Source organism: Pseudalkalibacillus sp. NRS-1564, from assembly GCF_050467905.1.
Classification (GTDB): domain Bacteria; phylum Bacillota; class Bacilli; order Bacillales; family Guptibacillaceae; genus Guptibacillus; species Guptibacillus hwajinpoensis_B.
Window position 1 is genome coordinate 95,011 of record NZ_JBITPM010000015.1, and the last position, 23,372, is coordinate 118,382.

General features: G+C 42.0%; 21 protein-coding genes and 1 pseudogene. All 22 read left to right on the plus strand.

The genetic code is table 11. The annotated features are described in order from the left end of the window. Positions 1 to 266: 266 nt before the first annotated feature. Positions 267 to 1,199 (plus strand): GntR family transcriptional regulator YhfZ, encoded by a 933-nt coding sequence (gene yhfZ, locus ACIFPW_RS07945; RefSeq protein ID WP_430243322.1) that lies wholly within the window; start codon positions 267 to 269, stop codon positions 1,197 to 1,199. Positions 1,200 to 1,266: 67 nt separating this feature from the next. After that, complete coding sequence (locus tag ACIFPW_RS07950) at positions 1,267 to 1,617, plus strand: PRD domain-containing protein (RefSeq protein WP_430243323.1); 351 nt, start codon at positions 1,267 to 1,269, stop codon at positions 1,615 to 1,617. Between the two features lie 26 nt (positions 1,618 to 1,643). After that, positions 1,644 to 2,003, plus strand: a complete 360-nt coding sequence (locus tag ACIFPW_RS07955) for a DUF2620 domain-containing protein (RefSeq protein WP_430243325.1) — start codon at positions 1,644 to 1,646, stop codon at positions 2,001 to 2,003. A 20-nt stretch (positions 2,004 to 2,023) separates the two neighbouring features. Then, entirely contained in the window at positions 2,024 to 3,319 is a 1,296-nt protein-coding gene (locus ACIFPW_RS07960; RefSeq protein WP_430243327.1) for a YhfT family protein, read from the plus strand. Between the two features lie 14 nt (positions 3,320 to 3,333). Continuing rightward, positions 3,334 to 4,251 carry a phosphotriesterase family protein gene (locus tag ACIFPW_RS07965; RefSeq protein WP_430243329.1) on the plus strand — a complete coding sequence of 306 codons (918 nt, stop codon included), beginning with the start codon at positions 3,334 to 3,336 and terminating at the stop codon, positions 4,249 to 4,251. A gap of 2 nt (positions 4,252 to 4,253) precedes the next feature. Next, a complete protein-coding gene (locus ACIFPW_RS07970) occupies positions 4,254 to 5,348 on the plus strand; it encodes an aminotransferase class V-fold PLP-dependent enzyme (protein WP_430243330.1) in 1,095 nt (364 codons plus the stop codon). Between the two features lie 49 nt (positions 5,349 to 5,397). Beyond that, a complete protein-coding gene (locus ACIFPW_RS07975; protein WP_430243331.1) occupies positions 5,398 to 6,174 on the plus strand; it encodes an alanine racemase in 777 nt (258 codons plus the stop codon). A 98-nt stretch (positions 6,175 to 6,272) separates the two neighbouring features. After that, entirely contained in the window at positions 6,273 to 6,551 is a 279-nt protein-coding gene (locus tag ACIFPW_RS07980) for a hypothetical protein (protein ID WP_430243333.1), read from the plus strand. Between the two features lie 2 nt (positions 6,552 to 6,553). Then, the gene (locus ACIFPW_RS07985; protein ID WP_430243334.1) at positions 6,554 to 7,252 is read left to right on the plus strand and encodes a hypothetical protein; all 699 of its coding nucleotides are present in this window, start codon (positions 6,554 to 6,556) and stop codon (positions 7,250 to 7,252) included. Then, positions 7,180 to 7,740 carry an alkaline phosphatase family protein gene (locus ACIFPW_RS07990; protein ID WP_430243336.1) on the plus strand — a complete coding sequence of 187 codons (561 nt, stop codon included), beginning with the start codon at positions 7,180 to 7,182 and terminating at the stop codon, positions 7,738 to 7,740. The genes ACIFPW_RS07985 and ACIFPW_RS07990 overlap by 73 nt, the downstream gene beginning before the upstream one ends. A 12-nt stretch (positions 7,741 to 7,752) precedes the next feature. Then, positions 7,753 to 9,033 (plus strand): serine hydrolase, encoded by a 1,281-nt coding sequence (locus tag ACIFPW_RS07995; protein WP_430243337.1) that lies wholly within the window; start codon positions 7,753 to 7,755, stop codon positions 9,031 to 9,033. 76 nt (positions 9,034 to 9,109) lie between these two features. Beyond that, positions 9,110 to 10,036: a nucleoside hydrolase gene (locus ACIFPW_RS08000; RefSeq protein ID WP_430243339.1), complete on the plus strand. Its 927-nt coding sequence runs from the start codon at positions 9,110 to 9,112 to the stop codon at positions 10,034 to 10,036. Positions 10,037 to 10,380: 344 nt separating this feature from the next. After that, positions 10,381 to 12,056, plus strand: a pseudogene (locus tag ACIFPW_RS08005) (serine hydrolase). Between the two features lie 17 nt (positions 12,057 to 12,073). After that, on the plus strand, positions 12,074 to 14,173 hold the full coding sequence (locus ACIFPW_RS08010) for a glycoside hydrolase family 3 N-terminal domain-containing protein (protein WP_430243340.1): 2,100 nt from the start codon (positions 12,074 to 12,076) through the stop codon (positions 14,171 to 14,173). Positions 14,174 to 14,233: 60 nt separating this feature from the next. Continuing rightward, positions 14,234 to 15,496 carry an exo-beta-N-acetylmuramidase NamZ family protein gene (locus ACIFPW_RS08015; protein ID WP_430243342.1) on the plus strand — a complete coding sequence of 421 codons (1,263 nt, stop codon included), beginning with the start codon at positions 14,234 to 14,236 and terminating at the stop codon, positions 15,494 to 15,496. 273 nt (positions 15,497 to 15,769) lie between these two features. Continuing rightward, positions 15,770 to 17,170 carry a PTS transporter subunit EIIC gene (locus ACIFPW_RS08020; protein WP_430243343.1) on the plus strand — a complete coding sequence of 467 codons (1,401 nt, stop codon included), beginning with the start codon at positions 15,770 to 15,772 and terminating at the stop codon, positions 17,168 to 17,170. Between the two features lie 21 nt (positions 17,171 to 17,191). Further along, a complete protein-coding gene (locus tag ACIFPW_RS08025; protein ID WP_430243345.1) occupies positions 17,192 to 18,259 on the plus strand; it encodes a DUF871 domain-containing protein in 1,068 nt (355 codons plus the stop codon). Between the two features lie 4 nt (positions 18,260 to 18,263). Beyond that, complete coding sequence (gene murQ, locus ACIFPW_RS08030; RefSeq protein WP_430243347.1) at positions 18,264 to 19,169, plus strand: N-acetylmuramic acid 6-phosphate etherase; 906 nt, start codon at positions 18,264 to 18,266, stop codon at positions 19,167 to 19,169. A gap of 72 nt (positions 19,170 to 19,241) precedes the next feature. Further along, complete coding sequence (locus tag ACIFPW_RS08035) at positions 19,242 to 20,093, plus strand: MurR/RpiR family transcriptional regulator (protein ID WP_283153521.1); 852 nt, start codon at positions 19,242 to 19,244, stop codon at positions 20,091 to 20,093. Continuing rightward, positions 20,086 to 21,105: a serine hydrolase domain-containing protein gene (locus ACIFPW_RS08040; RefSeq protein ID WP_430243350.1), complete on the plus strand. Its 1,020-nt coding sequence runs from the start codon at positions 20,086 to 20,088 to the stop codon at positions 21,103 to 21,105. The genes ACIFPW_RS08035 and ACIFPW_RS08040 overlap by 8 nt, the downstream gene beginning before the upstream one ends. Positions 21,106 to 21,130: 25 nt before the next feature. Next, positions 21,131 to 22,399, plus strand: coding sequence for an ABC transporter substrate-binding protein (locus ACIFPW_RS08045; protein ID WP_430243458.1), 1,269 nt, complete (start codon positions 21,131 to 21,133; stop codon positions 22,397 to 22,399). 15 nt (positions 22,400 to 22,414) lie between these two features. Next, positions 22,415 to 23,365: a carbohydrate ABC transporter permease gene (locus tag ACIFPW_RS08050; protein WP_430243352.1), complete on the plus strand. Its 951-nt coding sequence runs from the start codon at positions 22,415 to 22,417 to the stop codon at positions 23,363 to 23,365. The last annotated feature ends 7 nt before the right edge of the window (positions 23,366 to 23,372 follow it).

Consider the following 23,372-nt stretch of genomic DNA (forward strand, 5'->3'; position numbering starts at 1 on the left):
GTTTTGCTTTGTTAGATTTCACTTTATAATTTCATTTATGACCATTATATTAAGCTAAAAGTAGAGTGAATCTATATTTTATTTGAAGGTGTCAAACCTATAGAAATCAATAAGTTTTATTAGCATAGAATAGTTAAAAAGACAGTAAGAATGCGAGGTTACTAATTACACCGCGCATTCTTTTTTAGGAAATCAGTTGAAATTTTCAGATTTTTGTTTTATTCTTTAAAGTGAAAATACGAAAAATTGTATATTGAGGTGAGGATATGGAAGGCAAATGGGAGAAATTATACAGCAAGAATGGACTGGCAGCTAGGAGAATTGCAGCTAATCTAATAGCGATCGAGCCAGGAAGCCGTATTCCTCGCGTAAGTGATTTTGTTACAGAAACATCACTTGGAAGGGGGACAATTCAGGGAGCGTTACGTCTACTCGAAGAAATAGGAGCTATTGTTCTTGAAGCAAGAGGACACCTTGGTACGTTTCTTGTAAGAACGGATCGAGAATTGCTTTGGGATATTGCAGGACTTGGTTCTGTTATGGGGGCAATGCCTTTACCATATTCGCGAAAATATGAAGGCCTTGCTACTGGTTTAGTTCAAGTGCTTGAAATGATGAAAATACCTTTTAATTTGGCTTTCATGAGAGGCTCATCGAATAGAATAGAGGCATTGAAAGCTGGAAGATATGATTTTGTGATTGTTTCAAGGTTTGCGGCTGAGCTTGCTGTTCGGAATGACGCTCGAATCGAAATGGCAAAAACATTTGGAAATAACTCATATGTTTCCGGACATGAAATCTTTTTTTCAGACTCTAAAACAGAGCGTATTCAAAACGGCATGCGGGTAGGTATTGATTATTCTTCAGCTGATCAGCATCTTCTAACGGAGTATGAAATAGAAGGTATTGATGTTCAGCTAATTGAAGTGAACTACATGCAGATGATGGAGATGCTTAAGAACAATGAAATTGATGCAGCAGTTTGGAATAAGGATGAAATTATTCATTCTGAAGGAATGGGCAAAGGATCGTTTCGTTCGATAAAAGCTCAGGAACTAAGTCGGAAGGTGAATGAGGCAACTATGCTCTTAAATAGGGAGAGGATAGAACTTAGAGATGCACTACTCGACCTGTCAGTATTTAACGTCAAGGAGCTACAAGTTCGAGTAGAAAAGGGGGAAATTTATCCTCGATATTAGGCGGGATTCCATTTTGAATCCCTATGATTTTAATATACTAAATCCTGTATATTGGAGGGTGGTTTTTATGACAACGATTAAGAAACGACTAGATATTCTGAAAGCTGGCGATGTGATTAGTGAGGAAGCATCAACTATCGCTGAGGAAGCGGTGCAAAGATTAAGTGCCCATACGCAAAGGGCGCTTCCTCAAAATAAAGTAGAAATGCTTGTTACTCATCTTGCATCAGCCTTAACGCGTATGTCTCGCGGTGAATCAGTCGATGGCCCACCGGAAGAGCTTTTTTCAGAAATAGAGAAATCTGAGCAAATTGATCTAGCAAATAGAGAGATTAATTGGCTTAAATCCAATTGGGGTGATGAAATTCCAAAATCTGAGATCGCTTTTTTTAAAAATGCACTATGTATCTATTTTTAAAGAAATGAAATAGGAGGAGATTTTTTATGAAAATTGTTATTGGTGGACAGGTAGATAAAAAGGAAGTCGAAGCCCTAGTGAAGGAACATGGACCAAATGGAGTGGAAACTTCTATTAAATCAGATGTAGAAGCGGCAATGGCAGTAAAAACAGGTCAGGCAGAATACTATGTTGGAGCGTGTCACACTGGTGGTGGAGGTGCGTTAGCAATGGCGATTGCTATTATTGGAAAACCAAGCTGTGAAACTGTTTCAATGCCAGGAAGAAAACCGAGTGAAGAGAAAATTCAACAGGCTGTTAAGGACGGAAAGAAAGCATTTGGTTTTACTGCTGATCATATGGAAACGGCCGTTCCAATGATTATGAGAGCAATTAAAGCACTTTAATTTAGAAGGGGGTTCGGCACATGGAAATGGTTCTCGTCATTTTGATCGGGGCTATGGCAGCTGTTCTTGCAAATTTAAATTTAGCTGTGTTTAATGACGGCTTACGACCAATTGTACCTGAAAATACTGAAGGGCGAATGGGACGTAAAGAGCTTGGTTTAACGGCTTTTGCTATGAGTTTTGGACTTGTAGTTGGTTTTGGGATTCCGTTTACCATTACAGCGAGTATTATTCTTATCCATAGTATTTTGCTAGGAACAGATATTATTGGATTAATTACCCCGCGAAATAAATGGGGTACGCCTGTTGCAGCAATTGTTGGTGGCGCATATGGTGCAGGTTTGTTAGTTGGACTAGAAGGATTTGTCACCTTATTTGAAAAACTACCATTGAATTTTCTAGATGCGATGGGGCAAGTGGGATCACCGGTCGTGGTAACCTTCATGGCATTTCCAGCTCTAGCAGTGGCGTTGCAATTCAGTGTTAAAAAAGGTGTTTTGACGTTTATTACATCAGCCATTATTCGGCAATTAGCTGTATGGTTAAATGAAAGCGGTGCCATGACTTTTGGTGATACGACGGTTACGTTAAATCAAGAAGGAATGGCTCTCATTACTGGAATGATTTTCTTAATTACATATGCTGTGCGTCAAAAACCTGAAGGGGACGGAAGCGGGATTGATCTTGCTTCGGTTTTCAGTGAGAGAGTCGATCGTATTAAAAAGCATGTGGTTTATTTCATGATTATGGGTGGGCTTATTGCTGCGGCTACGAACCTTCTGATTATGGCTGGAGATCCAATATCTTTAAATTTAATAGCAGACGGAAAAATAACAGATGCTGCTATCGCTGCAGGAGCCCGAGCGCTGGGATTCATCCCACTTGTTGCTAGTACGGCGATTGCAACAGGGGTGTATAGTCCAGTTGGGTTTACAATCATTTTCGTTGTAGGGTTGCTTGTTCCTAATGTATGGGTTGCGGCTATCCTTGGTATTATTACTGTTTTTCTTGAGGTTATGTTATTGAGTCAGATTGCACGTTTCCTTGACAAATATCCCGGAGTACGACAATCAGGAGAAAATATTCGTACAGCGATGAGTCGAATTTTAGAAGTGGCTCTTTTAATTGGTGGTGCAAACGCAGCTAATGCTATTGCTCCAGGGCTTGGATTTTTTATCATTGCAGGGTTCTATTTGTTAAATGAGATTGCGGGCCGTCCAATTGTGCGAATGGCAGTAGGACCGATTGGCGCAATAGCAGTTGGTATCTTGGCGAATGTTCTTGTCGTACTTGGCCTCATGCAAATACCACAGTAGAAGGAGGAGATAAGATGATTCAAACGGTTAGAGGACCAATTGATCCTACTGAGCTCGGGATTTGTTCCGCTCATGAACATCTTTGTATTGATTTATCACGAATTAAAAATGATCCTGACACTATTCTTGACGATATAGGCGGAATGGAAGAAGAACTTCGCTATTTTAAAGCTTCAGGTGGGCAGGCGATGATAGAAGTTACGAATGACGGAATGGGTCGTAATGCAAGTCTCCTTAGAAAGTTAAGCGAAACGACAGGAGTGCATTTGATCGCAAGTACCGGTTTTTACAAAGACCCATTCCTTCCAAACCAAGCGACTGAGTGGAATCGCGATCAGTTTGCACAATACATGATTGATGAAATAAAGAACGGAATTGAAGGAACAGACGTTTATCCTGGCGTTATTGGAGAAATAGGGAGCAGTCACTATGAAATCAAGCCTATTGAAGAAGAGCTCTTAACTGGTGCGGGAATCGCAGCAATGGAAACGGGGCTTCCGCTCACCACACATACAACGCTCGGAACGATGGGAGTCGAGCAAGTTGAACTTTATTCTGCCCTTGGATTGCCAATGAACCAATTGATTGTGGGGCATCAAGACCTTAATCAAGATGATGAACGAGTACTTTCTGTTGTGGAAGCAGGGGCATTTGTAGGATTTGATACGATTGGAAAAATTAATTATCGACCTGATGAAGAGCGAATTCATACAATTTGTCGTCTATTTGAAAGAGGATATGGTGCGCAGATTTTATTATCAGCTGATTTAACTAGAAAGTCACATTGGCATAAGCACGGAGGTATTGGATATGACTATGTTCTCAATGAATTTGTTCCTCGTTTAAAAGAAGCAGGCTTGTCTGATGAGAATATCAGAATGATGCTAATCGATAATCCAGCTCATGCTTTCAGTCGAAAGGGGATTGCATAACATTGAAATACCAGGAATCTGTTATACCTCAGATGTCACTTGCAGAAGCAACAAATAAACAATTTGAAATTGTGGATTATATCACAAAGGAATTTAAAGACAATGAAATGTTCCATGATGGCGATCGCGGTGTGCATCCGATCTATAAACGACCTAGAACAACTGCGAAAGTTGAGAACGTTCTTGCTAGTATTTTTGGAGGTGATCAGGCAGTACTTGTGCGAGGATCGGGTACCGGTGCAATTCGATCTCTCTTAAGTGCCCTCCTTGAACCGGGAGGATCTATGATTATTCACACTGCACCTATTTATATGACGACTAAAGAAACGATCCGAATGCTTGGGTTACGAACGGAAGAAGTGAATTTCAATGATTTAGATGCTATTAAACAAAGTCTTCCTCATTCAGAAGCAAAGGTTTTCTATATCCAACATGCAAGGCAGCAACCAATCGACACTTATCGACTTAAAGAAGTGATTAAGTTAGTTAAGACGATCAACCCTGAAATGATTGTAGTTGTTGATGATAATTATTGTGCATTGAAAATGCATGGAATTGGTGTAGAGGCTGGCGCTGATTATTCCACTTTTTCCGGATTTAAGCTACTTGGACCTGAAGGAATTGGAGTAGTGATAGGGAAGAGCGCCATTAAAACAATTCAACAGCGAAATTATTCTGGAGGCAGTCAAGTTCAGGGACCAGAAGCGATGGAGTTACTTCGATCCCTACCTTTTGCACCTGTCTCATTAGCTATTCAGAGTCAGCAAGTTGAAGTTCTATGTGACTTGTTAAATAAAGGTGAAGTGTATGGAGTAAAAGAGGCATATATTACAAACTCTCAATCAAAGAATGTCATTGTTGAACTGAAAGAGCCAGTTGCCCGTGAAGTAATCGAGCGAAGTAAGGCCTTTGGAGCAGCAACATATCCAATTGGAGCAGAATCACGTTTTGAACTTGTTCCAATGATTTATCGAGTTTCTGGTAGTTTCCTCGAAAGTACACCCGCATTACTTGAATATGGTTTACGGATTAACCCTATGAAGGCTGGAGCAGAGACTGTTATTCGTATTCTTCGAGAATCATTGCGAGGAGAGTAAGTATACATCAAGACATAATCTATACGCTGTTGTTTAGGAGGCTACTACATTGTTTCTTTCACTTACAAAGAAGAGAAATCCAGAACTCATTAAAGCGGGAGTAAAACTTCACCAATCTGGGCTTATTCCTCCCAATACGTATGTTCTCGACCTTGACACAATAGCCCACAATGTCAGAAGAATGGCGCAAGCTGCTAAAGAGAATGATTTCACATTGTATTTTATGAGTAAGCAGCTTGGTCGTATAGGCGATCTCGGGAATTGGATTGCGGAACATGGAATTGAAAAAGCTGTTGCCGTTGAATTTGAAGAAGCTTACCGACTATATCATTCCGGTGTCAGTATTGGTAACGTGGGTCATCTTGTCCAACCTGGGAAACATCAGTGGGATGAGGTTCTTAGTTTCGATCCAGAAGTTGTGACGGTTTTTTCGATTGAGCGAGCAAGACAAGTATCAGATGCAGCTATGAAACTGGGAAAAAAACAGGAGGTCATTCTGCGAGTAATCAATTCATCAGACACGATTTATCCTGGACAGTGGGGAGGATTTCAGGTAGAGGAGCTTCAAGGTTTTATTCCAGAGCTAAAGCAGCTGAAAGGAATCGAAGTAATGGGCGTTACTTCATTTCCGTTATTGCTAATGGACAAAGAACGTAAGGAGCTATTGTTTACGGAGAACCTGAAAACAATTCTTTCGGCAAAAGCAATCCTTGAAGCATCGGGATTTCATATTCGTCAGGTAAATGGTCCAAGTGCAACAAGTACAGAAACGATTCCAATGCTAAAAAAGCCGGGGTTACACATGGGGAACCTGGACATGCTCTAACAGGGACTACCCCACTTCATGCGGTGCGAACTCTTCCTGAGGATCCTGCTATTATCTATGTATCTGAAGTCTCTCATGAAGATGAGGAGAATTTTTATGTGATTGGAGGAGGGTTTTACGAAAGGGGAAATATGACAGGCGCTTACGTCGGAAGCTCCCCTGAACGTATTTTTGATACATTTTTAAAAGGCAAGCCTCTAAATTCTGAGTACATTGATTACTATGGAAGACTTGAACGTGAATCAAGAGTATCTATCGGTGATACGGCAATATATGCTTTTCGGACGCAAGTGTTTGTAACAAGGGCAAATGTTGCCCTTGTTCGTGGGTTACATGATGGTGTTCCAGAAATTGTACATTTTGAAAGGAGAGGTTAACGATGGGACGTATCGTAGTGCTCGTTCTCGATAGTTTTGGGATTGGAGCAATGGATGACTGTGCAGATTTTGAACCAGGGGACTGCATAGCAAATACGTACGAGCATATTCGAAAAAAAGTACCGATGGCCATTCCCACCATGTATTCGCTTGGACTTAATCAACTTGTAGATGAAACCGGAACACCAAAAGGAGCTTACGGAAAAGCACGACTCGCACACTACGGAGCTGATACTTATATGGGACACCAAGAGATTGTAGGAAGTCTTCCGAAACGTCCCGCCAAACGATTGATGAAAGACGTTCATGAGAATATAGCTACGAGTCTACTAAGGGAAAATTTCAAAGTAACCTATCCTTTTGAAGATTTGCCAATATTGTTAATTGACGATGCAATCATTATTGCAGATAACATTGAATCAACCCCTGGAAATATTATTAATGTTACGGCAGACCTGACAAAGGTTTCGTTTGAGTATGCGCTTAAAGTAGGAAGCGTTGTAAGGAGAGTTGTTGATACAAGTCGAGTTATTACATTAGGCGGTCCTCACACTTCGGTCGAGCGACTTCTATCAGTAGTAAAAAAGGGGAAGCGGGGCAGTGGGGAATTGATAGCCCTAAAGCAGGCTTGTATGGGCCAGACTATCAAGTTCGTCACCTGGGATATGGTGTTAACGTACAAAGACAATTCCAGACCCTAGCTGAATCTAAAATTCCAGTTTATCGAATTGGGAAAACGGCAGATGTACTCGAAGGAAAGCATTGGGCTTATTCTATTGTGAATACAGCGGAGGTGCTTCAACAACTAAAAGAAACATTTAGTAAAGAAAAGCATGGGGCTTTTCTAGTAAATGTACAAGAAACGGACCTTGCTGGTCATGCAGAGGATACGAATTGGTACGCATCACTTCTTGAAGAAGTAGATAATTGGCTGGAGAAATTTATTCCTCTACTTAAAGAAGATGATATTTTAATAGTAACGGCAGATCATGGGAATGACCCTACGATCGGGCACTCAAAACATACAAGAGAGTATACTCCTCTTATGGTTACTGGTCCTAAAGTGAAGGCAGTATCGATTGGGATAAGAAATACTATGGCAGATATAGGGGCAACCTTGAGTGATTATTTTCGTATTGAATCCACTGAAGCAGGTACTAGCTTTCTTAATCAAATCCTCAAAAACTAAGGAGGAGTATATATGAAGAAACGAATTTTTATAATACCGATCGTGGTTCTGCTGTTGAATATCTCTGTCTTTTCCACAGCTTCAGCTACTGCCAACGGAGAGAAGCTGAGTCATGGTAGTCCGAAGAGTGCTGGAATGAATGCTACTACACTTGAGGAAATTGATGACGTAGTGCAAGAAGCTATAAGTAATGATATAACTCCTGGAGCAGTGGTACTTGTGGTTAAAAGTGGTAAAGTCGTAAAAGAGTCTGCCTATGGAGATGCACAAAAATATGATATGGGAAATCTATTAGAAAAACCAAGGAAAATGAAAAAGAAAACAATGTTTGACCTTGCCTCTTTAACTAAAGTAATGGGAACAACGCAAGGAATTATGAAGCTTGTCAGTGATGGGGAATTATCAGTAAATGATCGAGTAGCAAAATATATTCCTAATTTTGCTTCTAATGGTAAGGAAGATATTACAATCGCAGACCTTTTAACACATACCTCTGGCTTAACTCCTTGGCAGCCGACTTATTTTCATGCTAAGAATTCGGAAGAAGTTCTAAACTATATTAATGCACTTCCACTCGAATACGAAACCGGCACAGATCGTCGCTATAGTGATTTTAGTTTTATGACGCTAGGGTTCATCATTGAGGAAATAAGCGGAGAGAAGCTTGATGATTATCTTCAGAAAAATATTTATGAGCCATTGAAAATGAAAGATACGATGTTTACTCCTTCAGATCACCTTGATGATAAAATCGCAGCCACCTCATGGGGGAATCCTTTTGAATATAAAATGGTGGATGATCCCGATTTCGGCTACAACGTTCCTGAGCGAGCTGAGGATTTTGGAAGGTGGAGAACTGAAACACTTGTCGGAGAAGTTAATGACGGTAATAGTTTTTATGCAAACGAAGGTATAGCTGGACACGCTGGCCTATTCTCCACGGCACAAGATCTTGCCGTACTTGGACAGGTAATGTTGAATGGTGGGAGTTACGGTAAAGTGAAGCTATATGATCATGAGGTTATTGAAGACTTTACAACCCCTCAGCGTTTTGGACAGGGCTATGGATGGGAACTCGACAAGAGCTGGTACATGGGTGACAAGCATTCAGAAGCGACTTTTGGGCATACAGGCTTTACAGGGACCCAAGTGATCTTTGACCCATCTAATGATCTCCAAATTATTGTGTTAACTAATAAACAAAATAACGGCCCTCTCGCATCTGGATCCTATCCAAGCACTGGAGGACTTTCGAAACATATCGCGAATATCGTATACGAGTCTATTCAATAATAACTCAACCCTGATTTGCATCCTTTCTTGGAGGTGCTCAGGGTTCTTCTATTTTAACAACGAGGAGAGATGCTGAATGAGGGAAAAGAGAAAAGTGATTTTAGATTGTGATCCAGGCCATGATGATGCGATTTCGATTATTCTTGCAGCTTCTAGTGATCAGATTCAGATTGAAGGCATTACGACGGTAGCGGGGAACGTAGATGTTGGGAAGACAACGCTTAATGCGTTAAAAGTATGTGATTTCATAGGGCTCGAGGTGCCAGTTGCTCGTGGAGCTGAGCAGCCACTAGTTAAAACGCGTGAATTCGCACCAGACATTCATGGAGATTCTGGTCTTGATGGACCAGAGCTTCCGGAAGTTCCAAAGAAAATGATGATCGATCAGCATGCTGTCGATTTTATCATTGAGAGATTGTTAGATTCTGATGGAGAGATTACGCTAGTTCCGACAGGTCCGCTCACGAATATCGCTTTAGCGATTGAAAAGGAACCTGCGATCGTTGGAAAGATTCGTGAAATCGTACTGATGGGGGGAGGGACGTTTGGAAATTGGACACCTACGGCGGAATTTAATATTTATGTCGATGCCGAAGCGGCGGATGTTGTTTTTAACAGCGGAGTGCCTGTGACAATGTTTGGTCTAGACATTACGCATCAGGCGATTACAACGCCAGCGATTCTTCAGGAGATTTCTTCGATTGGCACGAACGTTTCGAATTTTGTGGGGGATCTTCTTGAATTCTTCACGAAAACGTATAAAGAGGTTTTTGGTTTTGAAGGAGCTCCCATTCACGATGCCTGCACGATAGCGTATTTAATTGATGAATCGATTTTTGAATTCGAGACGGTTCGAGTGGATATTGAGACAAAAGGAGAATTTACATACGGTACAACGTGCGTTGATCGTCTGCGTGTGACGAGAAGAAAGCCGAATGTGAAGTTTGCGCATGGCATTAATCAAGAGAAGTTTTGGGGATTGTTGATTAATGCGTTGAAGTGAGAAGTCCAGAATTGGTGGTGCCTGTCACTCGCGAATTCGCGAGGGACAGGCACCACCTAATATACCGGTACTAAACAAACGTTTATTTAACGTATACACTCATATTCTGAAATAAAGCTACGGAAACGAAATAAATAAAACGGTATAAAACTCCAAAATCATTCCAATGACCTGGGTATAAAGATAGATAAATCAGGGTGTTTTTCTCTTATCTATGACTTAAGTGGTATAGACGACTATAAAGGAAGAGGTTACGATTTGAATAGAATATTCTGAATGTTATTTTGTTTCATTGAGGAGGTAGCTCGTTATTACTTGTATTCAATAACAATGGGGAGGGCACTATGAAAAGAAAAACGCTGTCACTGCTTTTGACCACCGCGCTTGGTACGTCACTTTTAGCTCCAGGATCTGGTTTGGCTGCACCTGGTCCAACGATTGAGAAAGCGGGTAAGATCAACATGAGTCAAAGTAAAAGTCATCCAACTTTTTCGTGGGACAATCCTGGACCGACATCGCCTGTGCTGCATCCTGGTTCAGTCAAAGGGGCCGGAATGCGAGTAGAACCACTTAATGAGATTGATGATTTGATTGAAGGCGCCATCGATGAACAGGTTATGCCTGGCGCGGTTGCGTTTGTAGCGAGAAGAGGACATATCGTAAAGGAAGAAGCTTACGGTTATGCTGCGCAATACACAGATGATGAGTTTACTGAAATGAACAACCCAATTCCGATGAGTAAGGAAACCATTTTTGATCTTGCCTCAATTAGCAAACTTTTCACAACAACGGCGGCAATGACGCTCTATGAAGATGGGGAATTTAAGTTGGACGATCCGGTAGCGAAGTATATTCCGGAATTTGCAGCCAACGGAAAGGAAAGCGTTACCATCGAACAACTGATGACACATACATCGGGATTCAAACCATGGATTCCACTCTATACGATCGAAGGCGATCGAGAAGATCGCCTGGAGTATGTTTTTAACTATCCACTTCAATCAGAGCCGGGGAGTGAGTATACATACAGCGATCTTAACATGATTACACTCGGTGCTCTCATTGAACGATTGTCTGGGATACGTCTAGATGAATATGTGAAAAAAGAAATCACCAATCCGCTTGATATGAAGGATACGATGTACAATCCTCCTGCTGAATTAAAGGAACGAATTGCGGCTACGGAATACCAGCCATGGACGAACAGAGGGCTTGTCTGGGGGAAGTTCATGATGAGAGTGCCTGGTCATTGGACGGAGTCGCTGGTCATGCAGGTGTTTTCTCGACAGCATCCGATCTCGCTAAATTTGCTCATATGTTTCTGATGGAAGGACGCTATGGTGGGACACGCATTCTTCAACCGGAGACGGTGAAACTTTTAACAGAAAATCGGATTCCAGAGTTTCCAGGTGACGATCATGGCCTCGGTTGGGAGCTTCAACAAGGTTGGTTCATGGATGCTCTATCTGAAAGCACAACGCTCGGTCATACAGGTTATACAGGGACGTCAATCGTTGTCAGTCCAACGAATCAGACAATTGCGATCTTATTAACGAATCGGGTTCATCCGACGCGTGAAACCGTATCTACTTCTCCAACGAGACGGAAGTTTGCAAGAAAGGTAGCCGATGCGATTCCAGTTGCGATGAACAAGAAAGCTGATCCCTGGTTTGCCGGCTATGGAGATAACGAATCGAAGTATCTGACTGCTAAAGTTAACGTGCACAAAGAATCTATTATTACTTTTGATACGTGGTACCAAATTGAGGAAGGCTACGACATGGGAACAGTAGAGGTTTCAGAGAATGGGAATGAATGGACCGAAGCGCTTCAGCTAACAGGAAGCAGTAAGAAATGGGAGGCGAGAGAAGTCGCTCTTCCTGCAAACACAAAGTACGTTCGCTTCACATATAAGACAGATGGCTCTACAAACAAACGTGGTTGGTATGTTGATGATTTGAAGGTGAATGGCTCAACAGTCACGCTGACGAGTGATGAATGGATGAAGCGATCATATTAAAAACCAGGAGGGATAGCATGCGAACGAGACAGAAACGGATGATTGTCACTTTTCTTGCATTGTTAATGATCTTTTCCCAGGCAGTTATGTTACCGGGGAAAGCTTCCGCAAAAAAAGCTGGTTCACCCGAGTTGATTTTAATGGAAAATGTTCCTGAAGTGAGTTCAGAATTTGATGGGAAAAGCATTGCATTGCATGCGCTTCACATTTACGATGATGGTCACTTTATGAAAACAGATCAAAATCTGAAGTGGAAGTCATCCAATAAAAAGGTGGCGAAAGTAGATCGTGAAGGGAACGTAACGCTGACAGGTAAGCGTGGCCGGACGTTCATTACGGTTTCAGATGGTAAGAACAAAGATCGGATTGCCCTTGATTATAAAGTGGATAAATCAAATAAAAAATCATCCGCTCCGTCTTTGATTAAACAGAAAGGGCAGCAATACGACATTATCGAAAATGCGATTGACGGTATGACGATGGAAGAAAAAGTCGGTCAAATGCTGATGCCGGACTATCGAAATTGGAACGGTGAAAATGTAACAGAGATGCTTCCGGAAATTGAAGCGCAAATTGAAGAATATCATCTTGGAGGCGTGATTTTATTCAGAGAAAACGTGGTTACAACCGAGCAAACGACAAAGCTTGTTGCCGATTATCAGGAAGCATCCGAGAAGTACGGTCTGCTTATGACAATTGATCAGGAGGGAGGCATTGTAACGCGTCTTCAGTCGGGCACAGATATGCCAGGGAACATGGCGCTCGGTGCTACGCGTTCTAAAGATCTGACGAAGGAAGTTGGACATGCGATTGGGGAGGAGCTTGCCTCCCTCGGTATTAACATGAACTTCGCACCTGATATGGACGTGAACAACAATCCCGATAATCCTGTTATTGGTGTTCGCTCATTTGGAGAAGATCCAGAGCTTGTTGCGGACCTTGGTATTGCGTATACAAAAGGTCTTCAGGAAACTGGCGTTGCAGCAACGGCTAAGCACTTTCCAGGACACGGAGACACAGCAGTTGATTCACATCTAGGACTTCCAGAAGTGCCTTATGATAAAGAACGTCTCATGGAAGTCGAACTCTATCCATTTCAGAAGGCAATGGAAGCTGGGATTGACGTGATTATGACAGCGCACGTGACGTTCCCTAAAATCGATGATACGAAAGTGATTTCCAAAAAAGATGGTACAGAAATTTCTCTTCCGGCCACACTCTCGCACAAAGTTTTAACAGAATTAATGCGTGATGAGATGGGGTATGAAGGCGTCATTACAACGGATGCGATGAACATGGGTGCTATCCAGGATCACTTCGGATCTGTTGACGCAGCGATTCGCGCAGTGAAAGCGGGTACCGATATCGTCTTGATGCCAGTTGGACTTCAAGAAGTGGCAGAAGGATTATATGGAGCAGTTGAATCAGGTGACATATCTGAAGAACGGATCGAAGCATCAGTGAAACGAATCCTAACATTAAAAGTAAATCGCGGAATCATCAAGTCGGAGAACCCTAGTGACGTAAATGAACAAATTCAAGATGCGCTCGAGACAGTAGGGTCAGACGAGCATAAAGCCGTTGAGAAAGAAGCGGCGGATAAATCCATTACGCTTGTAAAGAATGACAATGTCCTTCCTCTTGACGGGAACAGTGATGATCACGTTGTCGTTATCGGACGAAGTTTTGTTGAATCACTCGGTAACTCAGTAAAAGCAGCGCATGACAATACGACGGTTATTGAAGTAAATGCAAGCTACACACTAACAGATGAACAGCGTGAAACTCTTGCGTCCGCTGATCAAATTATCATTGGCACGTATACGTACAGTGTGAGTACGCGTTCGCCTGAGCATCCACAGATGATGATGGTCGATACGATTATGAGTGAAACGGATGCGGATGTGATTGCGATTGGAATCAGAAATCCATATGACATTATGGCTTATCCGAACGTTGACAGTTATATTGCTCAGTATGGTTTTAGAACAGCTAGCTTTGAAGCAACAGCAGCTACCATTTTTGGTGAAAATGCCCCGTCAGGTAAGCTACCAATAACGATCCCGGGGGAAACGGGCGGCGTGCTTTATAACTTTGGTCATGGGTTAACGTACTAAAATTGTGATCGGGAAGACTTGTTCTTCCCGATTCTTAAAAAATGGGGAGGCGTTTTAAACATGAAAAAGTGGCTTGTGATGGTGTTAACTACGATGCTTGTCTTATCATCATTATCTGTGGCATTCGCTGATAACAATGGGAAAGGACACGGTCATGATAAGCGTAAGAAGTTTAAGCTTGGTGTGGAAGTTCTACTCGAAGATCAAAAAGAGCTTATCGAAGGAAAAAGCGTTGGCCTGATTACAAATCCTACAGGGGTAGATCAGGAGCTTAATAGCATTGTTGACTTGCTTCACAATGATTCCGATGTTGATTTAAAGGCACTTTATGGACCGGAACATGGCGTTCGTGGAAGCGCACAGGCAGGAGAATATGTCGAGTATTATATGGATGAGGAAACAGGGTTACCCGTTTACAGTCTCTATGGATCTACTAAAAAGCCGACGCCAGAAATGCTAGAAGGCATTGATGTTCTTCTTTTCGATATTCAGGATGTAGGCACGCGTTTCTATACGTACATTTATACGATGGCCTACGCTATGGAAGCTGCCAGCGAGAATGACATTGAATTTATCGTGCTTGATCGTCCTAACCCTCTAGGTGGGGAAACGGTGGAAGGTCCCGTTCTTGATGATGAATACTCTTCGTTCGTCGGAAAATATGAAATTCCACTTCGTCATGGCATGACAGTAGGTGAGCTTGCTTCACTTTTCAATGAAGAATTTGAAATCGGTGCTGATTTAACAGTCGTCGAAATGGATAAGTGGAAGAGGGATATGTATTACGATGATACGCCACTTGAATGGGTATTGCCCTCGCCTAATATGCCAACGCTCGATACTGCACTCGCTTATCCTGGAGCGGCCTTGATCGAAGGAACAAACGTATCCGAAGGTCGAGGCACCACAAAGCCATTTGAATTAATCGGTGCACCATTTATTAACGCAACAGAACTTGCCAGTGAACTGAACGAATTGAAACTTCCAGGCGTTGATTTTAGGGCAGCTTCCTTTACTCCTTCGTTTTCGAAGCATGCGGGAGAGTTAACACATGGCGTTCAAATTCATGTGACTGATAAAGAAGCGTTCAAGCCAGTCAAAACAGGATTAAGCCTTGTGAAAACCATTCACGATCTCTATCCTGAAGACTTTGAGTTTCGCGCAGAAAATAGCGCAGGCGTCTCATTCTTTGACCTTCTCGTTGGAAACGGATGGATTCGAGAAGGCATTGAAAATGGAGACAGCGTGAAAAAGATGGAGAAGCAGTGGGAAGATGATTTAAAAGATTTTAAAGAAGTAAGAGAAGACTATTTACTATACTAGATAGATTGTTAAGCACTCGCATAGCGTCGAGTGCTTTTTTATTTTATGTAATAAAACTTCACAAAAACACTTACATTATTAAATAAAACTTGTTAAACTGAAATTATTAGAAAATTCAACTCAATTAACAGATATAAAGGAGGGCCGATCACGAACGAAATAAACAGGATTGATTAGGGCGCATTTGTAGGCAGTTACTACATAGCCAGAGGCTCCATCAATATGAGGAAACGGAATACATCACGAAATCATAAGAAGAAATGGGGAAGGCTTGTGAGAAAAGAAGAACGCTTAGCAGGGGAGATTCTACCGCATTTAGGTGGACCATCGAACATTAACTCATTAACAAGTTGTATGACAAGGCTCAGGGTAACACCGATTGATGATACAAAAGTAGATCTTGATCGATTGAAAGAAATTGACGGCGTGCTTGGCGTTGTGGAAGCTGAAACAATCCAAATTATTTTAGGTCCTGGCATTGTGACAAAGGTAGCAGAAGAAGTTTCAAAGCTGAGTGGTGTTGATGCGGAGGATTTGGAAGATGATGAGAACATTTTTGAAGGACTCGCAGATCAAACAAAATCAGATCTTAAGCAAAAGAATGCAACGCCATTTAAGTTATTTTTACGAAAAATAGCTAGTATATTCATTCCACTTATTCCAGCTATTGTTGCGTCAGGATTAATTGCTGGAATAACGAATATTGTGATTCGATCAGGTGTTGATCCGGAAACGTCACTTGTTTCTATTCTAAACTTTATTGGTTGGGGCTTGTTTAGCTACCTTGGCATTTTCGTTGGTATAAACGCAGCCAAGGAATTTGGTGGAACCCCTGCACTCGGCGGTATCGCTGGTATTTTAATCATTAACCCAGCACTTGCTGATATTACGCTTTTTGGTGAACAGCTTGTACCTGGTCGAGGCGGCTTAGTAGGCGTCATGCTTGCAGCGTTTTTCATGGCATGGACCGAGCGCCGCGTGCGTCGTTTTGTTCCATCGTCTCTTGATATTATCGTGACGCCAACGATCTCTGTTTTGATTACGGGATTTGCGACATTAATTGTCCTACAGCCAATTGGTGGATTTGTATCAGACCTTATCACAAAAGGGCTACTAGGATTGATTGACGCAGGAGGTATTTTCTCCGGATTGATTCTAGCAGGAACGTTCCTTCCTCTAGTTGTTACAGGGCTTCATCAAGGGCTTACGCCTGTTCACATGGAATTAATCAACACGATTGGTGATGATCCATTGCTTCCGATCCTTGCCATGGGAGGCGCTGGTCAAGTAGGGGCAGCCTTCGCGATATATTTCAAAACGAAAAATAAGAAACTAAGAAAAGTGATTAAAGCTGGCTTGCCAGTCGGCATTTTAGGGATCGGAGAACCACTGATTTTCGGTGTGACGCTACCACTTGGTCGTCCATTTATTACAGCATGTCTTGGCGCAGCTATTGGAGGCGCGTTTGCCGCATTCTTTAAAGTGGCGACAATTGCGATCGGAGTATCTGGCTTACCGCTGATCTTCCTCGTGAATTCGAATCAAATTTTATATTATATTATTTCTCTCGTTGTTGCTTATTTCTTTGGTTTTGTCTTCACGTATCTCTTCGGGTTTAAAGAAGAAATGACCGTTGCGATTGATAAAGGGGCTTCAACGAACACAGCTGCATAAGAAAATGGAGGGTCAGATTTCATGCTTGGAATATCTGTTTATCTTGGAAGTGATGGAGGAGATGTTGAGCAACGCTTAGAAAGAGCTAAATCAATTGGATTCGATGCTATCTTTACATCCCTCCATATTCCTGAGGATGATCATTCGCTCTATCAAACTCGTTTGAAAGAGCTTGGTCAATTAGCAAGGAAATTTGAGATGGAGCTTGTTGCAGATATTTCGCCAGAATCCATTACCCATTTAAATATTCAACATTATGAAGAGTTATTGGACTGGGGAGTGAATGGCGTTCGTCCGGACTATGGTTATACTGATGATCTAATTGTTTCTTTATCTCAGTTGATGAAAGTGGGCTTAAATGCAAGTACTGTTTCGAGAGAGGAAATTGAGACGTGGCTTGAATTGGGTGCAAACGTTTCGAACCTAGAGGCGTGGCATAACTACTACCCAAGACCAGAAACTGGATTAGACGTTGATTTTTTTTCAGAACGAAATCGCTTATTTAGAGAATATGGCATTCAAACAATGGCATTTATTCCAGGCGATCAAAACCTTCGAGGACCGATTTACTCTGGCCTTCCAACACTTGAGAAACATCGTTCTATGTCTCCTCATATGGCCTGTGCTGAGCTACTTTATCATTATCAAGTTGATAAAGTTCTGATAGGAGATATTTCAGTCAGTGATAACCAATTAGAAAAGCTTTCACTCCTTGCAAAAGGAGTGATTCCGCTTGAGGTTTCGAAAGTGGATGATCAGTTTGAAAGTTTTCATGTGAAGGGAAAACATAAGAACCGTCCCGATCCAGCGCGGGATGTGATCCGTTCAGTAGAGTCGAGACAGTTACAACATCGTCCTGAACCAATACCTTCATTAAAAAGAAAACGCGGCGCCATCACGATTGATAATATGAACTATGGCCGCTATGCTGGTGAAATTCAGCTTGTAAAGCACGATCTTCCGGAGGACGATCGTGTGAATGTTATTGGAAATGTGATTAGAGAAGATTTGCCTCTATTAAATTACATTGGAGCATCTCAACCATTTGAATTACTTTTGAAAATTGATGCTACTCATGAAAGGAATTAACACAATGAATTTAAATAACATCCAGACCGAGCGTAGAAATCAAAACACACTGAACATTGATCAAATGACAACATATGAAGTTCTTAACATCATAAACGAGGAAGATCATGTTATACCAGACGCTATTAAAGAAACCCTACCAGTTATTGAACGTCTTGTTGATCGAATTGTAGATGGCTTTCAACATAATGGTCGCTTAATTTATGTTGGGGCAGGGACGAGTGGGAGACTTGGCGTTCTTGATGCCTCTGAATGCCCTCCAACGTTCGGAACGCCGTCAGATCAGGTGATTGGTGTGATCGCGGGTGGCGATAAAGCTCTTCAATATGCGCTTGAAGGTGCTGAGGATGATGAAGAGCAGGCTGTCTTAGACATGAAAGAGCTGTCGCTTACGAAGGAAGACGTGATCGTAGGGATTGCAGCTAGTGGACGCACACCTTATACGGTAGCTGCAATGGCTTATGCCAAAGAAATTGGTGCAACGGTTGGGGCGGTTACGTGTAGTGAAAATACAAAGATGGAAGAAGTCGCTCACCACAGCATCGTTGCGAATGTCGGCCCAGAAGTTGTCACAGGATCGACGCGGATGAAAGCGGGGACGGCCCAGAAGCTTGTATTAAATATGCTAACGACTGCTTCGATGATTAAAATTGGAAAAGTTTATAGCAATTTGATGGTTGATGTTGTACCAACAAATAGTAAACTTGTTCAGCGTGGTAAGAACATTGTTGCAGAAATTTCAGGTGTATCTGCTGAGGAGGCGGAGAAAGCTCTTGAAGAATACGGATCAACGAAAGGAGCGATTCTTTCGTTACTAACAGGATTAAAAGGAGAAATCGTTCATTCGACATTAGAAAGGTATGATGGGCATTTGCGAAAAGCGATTGAATCTGCTTTTGTGACAAGCTAAGGTAAGAATCGCTAAATAAGATATGCTAAAATGAAATGATTGAAAATCTATTCAGGTAAAGGTGGGCTAGGAATGAACGGAGGCCTGATCAGTATTCAGGAATCAATCACTTCATTAAAACCTTCAGAACGAAAAGTAGCGGAATACATCATTCATTATCCGGAAGAAGTAATCAACCTTTCCATTCAGAAACTCTCGAAACGAACAGAAGTGAGTGAAGCGACAATTATCCGCCTTGCTCGAACGCTGAACTACAAAGGGTTTCAAGAATTGAAGCTTCGAATCGCAGGTGATCTTGCAACGAAGCAGACGAGCAAATCTTATCAAGAAATATCGATTGATGGGACGGTGGATTCGTTTATTGAAAATGTATCAAACAATAATATTCAATCGATTAATGATACAATTTCTGTTCTATCAAAAGAGGAAGTAGAGAAAGCAATCACTGTTTTAAGTCGTGCGAGGAAAATTGCGCTGTATGGTATTGGAGCATCAGGATTAATTGCCCAGGATTTCAAACAAAAACTTTCTCGTATTAATCGCTGGTGTGAAGCTGCAGTCGATTATGATACACAAGGGACGATTAGCGCAAACCTCGGAGAAGCTGACGTCGTTTTCGGCATTTCTTATTCTGGCCAAACAAGAGACATTATTGAATCTCTGAAAATCGCAAAAGACAATGGTGCCACTGTGATTACCTTAACCAAATACGGTACAAATCCAGTTTCTGACCTCGCTGATATTAAGCTTTTCACAAGCTCTCTTGAAAAGAGCATTCGAAGTGGTGCGATGAGCTCACGTATTTCTCAACTGAACGTTATTGATATTTTGTATGTTGGCATGACCAGTCGAAACTACGATGAGAGCGTTGCTGCACTTGAGCGAACGCGAAAAGCAGTTGAGGTTGTGAAGAAGCATGTATGACTTTGATACTTACTTAAAAAAATTAATTGACGAAAAGGAGCTCCCTGGCGCTGTTCTTCATGTTCAACATAAAGGGAGCACTGTTTTTCATCAAGCTTACGGTCGTTTTCAAGACAGGATACAACAATCTCACACCATGAATACCACAACGCTTTTTGATATAGCCTCCCTAACAAAAGTGGTGGCAACCCTTCCTTCTATCTTATGGCTGATCGACAACACGTCAGTTGAATTAAATCACACCATTCAAACCTACATCCGAGAATTGAACCATTCAGATATCACGATTCACCAAGCACTCACTCATACAACAGGCTTACCTGCAGACCTTGACCCACCTATCAAAAGAGACGAAAAGCGGTTGATTTTGCAAGAAGTTGTCAACGCAGATCTTATCCATCAACCAGGGAGCGTTGTGCAGTATAGTGATCTAGGCATGATTTTACTTGGAGAAGTAATAGTGCGTGTGAGCGGTGTGGATTTACCTACCTTCACGAATACTAAACTCTTCAAGCCATGGGGGTTAACAAAAACGATGTTCAATCCCCCGCAACATCAGGGAATTGCTGCAACAGAGTGGCATAACGATCATTACGTTCAGGGGGAGGTGCATGACGAGAAAGCGCTCCACCTCGGCGGAGCAAGCGGAAGTGCAGGTGTATTTTCTACAGCTCAAGATGTCGGAAAATTCGGTCGATATTTCTTGTATCCAGAAACGCAGCAGGTGCTGTCACCGGAGACGATTAGGAATGCTAGAAAGCATGTGATACAAAATCGTGGGCTTGGCTTTGAGGTTTGGGACGGAGAAGGAAAGGCATTATCATGTGGAAGGAGGTGGTCAGAAGGAAGCTTCGGCCACACAGGGTTTACTGGTACTAGTTTATGGATTGATCCTAAAGAAGAGCTGATCGTCACTTTTTTAACGAATATCGTGCATTACGGAAGAAACCACAACATGAGTCAGATTAGACTTCATCTTCATTCTTTGATTCATGACTCTTTTACTAATTAAATGAGGGGGAAATATTTTGGATAAAATGAAAGCGTTTACTTTTTCTGGTTTTCTAGCGTTGATTCTTGTTCTATCTGCGTGTAGCTCAGAAAGTGGTGGGAATTCGGGAGACTCTGAAGCAAGTGAAGATAGCGTTACGATAACGATCGGAAGCTGGAGAACAGAAGACAAAGGAAGCTATCAAAAAATGATTGATGCTTTTAATGAAGAAAATCCGGACATTAAGGTGGAATTCAAGCCTTCAAAGAATACGGAGTATAACACGATCTTAAATACGGCCCTTCAAAGTGGGGAAGGTCCTGATATCATTCACCTCCGCCCTTATACACCGGGCATCGAGCTTGCGGATGCTGGATATCTTGAGCCGCTGGATGATCTGGAAGGACTAGATCAATATCCAGAGGAAACCCTTGCCGCTTCGAAAGGATCGGATGATAAGCAGTACGGTGTGCCGCTAAATATGAGCACGACGCAAATGTTCTACAACAAGAAAATGTTTGAAGAAATGGGTCTTGAAGAACCGCAAACATGGGAAGAGTTCATGACGCTAAATGAAAAAATAAAGAAGGAAGGTACTACACCGATCGCTCTTGGAACAAAGGAAGGGTGGCTCTTATCATTATCGCACGGAATTATTGGTCCAGCTCACTATGGTGGTAATGAATTTGTTGATCAAATTACAGCTGGTGAGACGGATTTTACAAGTGATGAATTTCAGAGTTCGATTGACGCGATGGATGAACTGAAAGAATACTTCCCAGAAAATTACGAAGGTCTTGGAATGGAAGATATTCGTACGATGTTCTTTACAGGTGATGCAGCGATGTTCCCACTTGGAAGCTGGGAAATTGAAGTGCTACGTGAAATGAATCCTGATCTTGAACTTGGCTTCTTCCCAATGCCGTCTGCTGTAGGAAAAGAACCTACGATTACAACTTGGGTAGATGGATCGTATGCAATCAATGCAAGCTCGGAGCATAAAGATGCCGCGAAGAAATTTCTTCAGTTTATGACAACAGAAGAGTTTGGCACGATGTTCACAGAAGAATTTAAAATGATCAGCGCAATCCCTGGTATTGAGTCGGAAGATGAACTTGTCAATGCGCTTGGAAAAGCAGCAGAAGAACAGTCAACACCGTACATGATGCTCGTTCATTTCGCTGGTGGAAATCCTTCCACAAAAGCGACGATCGAAACAGAGCTTCAGGGGATGTATCTTGGCGAACGTACACCAGAAGAAGTAGCAAAGACTATTCAAGAAAGCGCACAGTCCTGGTATGAGCCACTACAGTAATAAGGGGCGGACAATATGAAACTAGCTACAAATTCAATCGTGAAGATCAAAAAACAAAGGAATTGGAAAAGGTGGACCATCCACCTTTTCCCGATTCCTGCCCTAATTATATATGGACTTTTCATCGTTTATCCTTTGTTTGCAGCCTTAACCTACAGCTTTTTTGATTGGAAAGGAATTGTACGTGGGGAGTTCGTGGGGCTGAAAAATTTTAAAGATCTGTTTACGCTGGAGCCTTTTTCGGGACTGTTTTGGGGTGCGTTTGGCCATAACATTCTTTATTTTGTACTACAGATGATTTTCCAGAACGGCCTTGCTTTTGTACTTGCCTATATTATTTATAAAAAAGTGAAGGGATCGGAATTTCTTAAAATTGCTTATTTCCTGCCGCGACTTCTATCCGTCATCGTTGTCGGTTTTCTCTGGAAGCTGATTCTAAATCCTAACTACGGTGCACTGAATGTGATTCTTGAAAAGCTCGGTTTGGAACAGCTTCAAAAAGCGTGGCTTGGTGATCCAGATACAGCTTTGATTTCTATTATTCTCGTTAACTGCTGGTATGGTATTGGGTTCGGTGTCCTTATTTTTCTTGCCGGTCTTCAGTCGATCCCGAAAGAACTGTTCGAAGCAGGCAAGCTTGATGGCGCAGATGGTTTGTCGATGATACGTAAAATCGTGCTTCCGTTAATGGTTCCTTCGTTCATGATTATGACAGTCCTCACATTTATTCAGTCATTTGAAGCGTTTGAACTCGTCTACGCGATGCAGGGATCGCAGGGAGAACCTTACCATTCTACTGATACGCTTGCGATTTACTTTTATCGTCTTGCATTCGGAGGTTCTGCAGGAGGATCGACAACGGCAGTCGGATTAGGATCAGCACTTGCGGTTGTGCTCTTTCTCTTTATCTCATTCTTTACCGCACTCTATTTACGCTATATGCAGAAAAAACAAGTGGACATGTAAGGAGGCG